The sequence below is a fragment of the Acinetobacter sp. 228 genome, assembly GCF_048147885.1.
On the sequence record NZ_JAYWYV010000187.1, the window covers coordinates 1 to 1,595 of the forward strand.

Annotated in this window: 3 protein-coding genes; 1 reads left to right on the forward strand and 2 read right to left on the reverse strand. The window is 38.7% G+C overall.

What is annotated here, in order from left to right; translation table 11 throughout:
• Positions 1 to 752: rhodanese-related sulfurtransferase (locus VXQ92_RS17200; protein WP_416682639.1), on the reverse strand; the 752-nt coding region annotated here is incomplete at its 3' end.
• A 111-nt stretch (positions 753 to 863) separates the two neighbouring features.
• Between VXQ92_RS17200 and VXQ92_RS17205 the strand changes: the two genes are divergently transcribed.
• A complete protein-coding gene (locus VXQ92_RS17205) occupies positions 864 to 1,349 on the forward strand; it encodes a DUF1289 domain-containing protein (RefSeq protein WP_001981983.1) in 486 nt (161 codons plus the stop codon).
• 69 nt (positions 1,350 to 1,418) lie between these two features.
• On the opposite strand, the gene VXQ92_RS17210 is transcribed toward VXQ92_RS17205, so the two are convergent.
• The coding region (locus tag VXQ92_RS17210) for a citrate/2-methylcitrate synthase (RefSeq protein WP_416682640.1) at positions 1,419 to 1,595 on the reverse strand (177 nt) is incomplete at its 5' end.

Sequence of the window (1,595 nt, forward strand, 5' to 3'; positions counted from 1 at the left end):
TCTTCAACACCATGAGTTACAGCAGTACGTCCATCAAAAACGAAACATTCACCTTCCCAAAGGCTTTCATCAGGAGGAGTTTCTTCTAAATATTTAAGAATACCGCCTTTAAGGTGGTAAACCTCTTTAAAGCCCTCTTGAAGAAGTAAAGAAGTTGATTTTTCGCAGCGAATACCACCCGTACAGAACATCGCGATTTTCTTATCTTTATGTTGTTCTAACTCTTTTTTTACATATTCAGGAAATTCGCGGAAAGTTTCTGTTTTTGGATCAATCGCACCTTTGAAAGTTCCGGCTTTATATTCATAATCATTACGTGTGTCGATTAGAATCACATCATCACGTGCAATAAGCTCATTCCATTCTTTAGGATCAAGATAATGACCCACTAAATCACGAGGTTTTACTTCAACGCCTAAAGTCACGATTTCTTTTTTAAGCTTGATTTTCATTTTGCGGAAAGGTTTGTCAGAACTATGGGATTCTTTATATTCCATAGCGTTAAAACCTTCGTTTAACAAAAATTGATGAATCGTATCAATTGCTTCACGGTCCCCAGCAACAGTACCATTAATTCCTTCACCTGCTACAATCAGAGTTCCGCAAAGGTTAATTGTTTTCACTAAGTCTAAAAGACGTTGTTGAAGATCAGCTGGATCTTGAACTTCTTTAAATTGATATAGTGCTGCAACAACCCAACCCGCGGTCGCTTGCTGTTCTACAGGTGCAAGCTGTTCTACAGTAGCGTTCATGGAAAACTCCAAATGTATTAAGATAGAAATTTAAGGCGCATATTTTAGCGCGAAAATTCGTAATAAGCGAGAAAACCATAAAAAGTATATGGTTTATTTAAGGAGTCTGTTTTGAGTAGTGATCATCGAATGCTCTCTCTCACCCCATGTGCAGGGCGTTGTTCAACAGTTTTTGGTGATCAGGTATGTCGTGGTTGTCGCCGCTTTAACCATGAAGTAATTCAATGGAATACCTATACGGCAGAGCAGCGTTTAGCTGTCTGGAAGCGTTTAGATGATCAATTGGATCAGATTTTGGTACCTATGTTGCCGCAGGCGAATCTACAGCATGTAGAAGGATTTATATTAGGTAAACGTGTCAGGTTAATGGAAGGGGCGAGTAAAGGGCGTAAACTCTACCATGCCTTAAAAATATGTGAAAAGAATAAGCATTTAGCTCATGAGAGTGGTTTGGGGATTTCAGAAGCGCAAGTTAAAGAAGTATGGACTGAGTTTGAAAGACGTATTTTAGCTTTGGCTAAAGCGAGTTATGAGTTGGCTTGGCTAAGAGCTGATGGGATTAGTCATCACTTATTAAATATGTTTGAAGAAGAATAACTTTTAAAAACTTATTTATAAAAAAAGCTGCCATTAGGCAGCTTTTTTACATTAATGTTCTTTCGAATATTAACGCTTGATGTCACGTTGCACTTCACCAGTGTAAAGCTGACGAGGACGACCAATTTTGTAAGGACCGCTGTGCATTTCTAACCAGTGACTGATCCAGCCAACTGTACGTGCAAGAGCGAAGATAACGGTAAACATTTCTGTTGGGATACCAATCGCTTTAAGGATGATACCAGA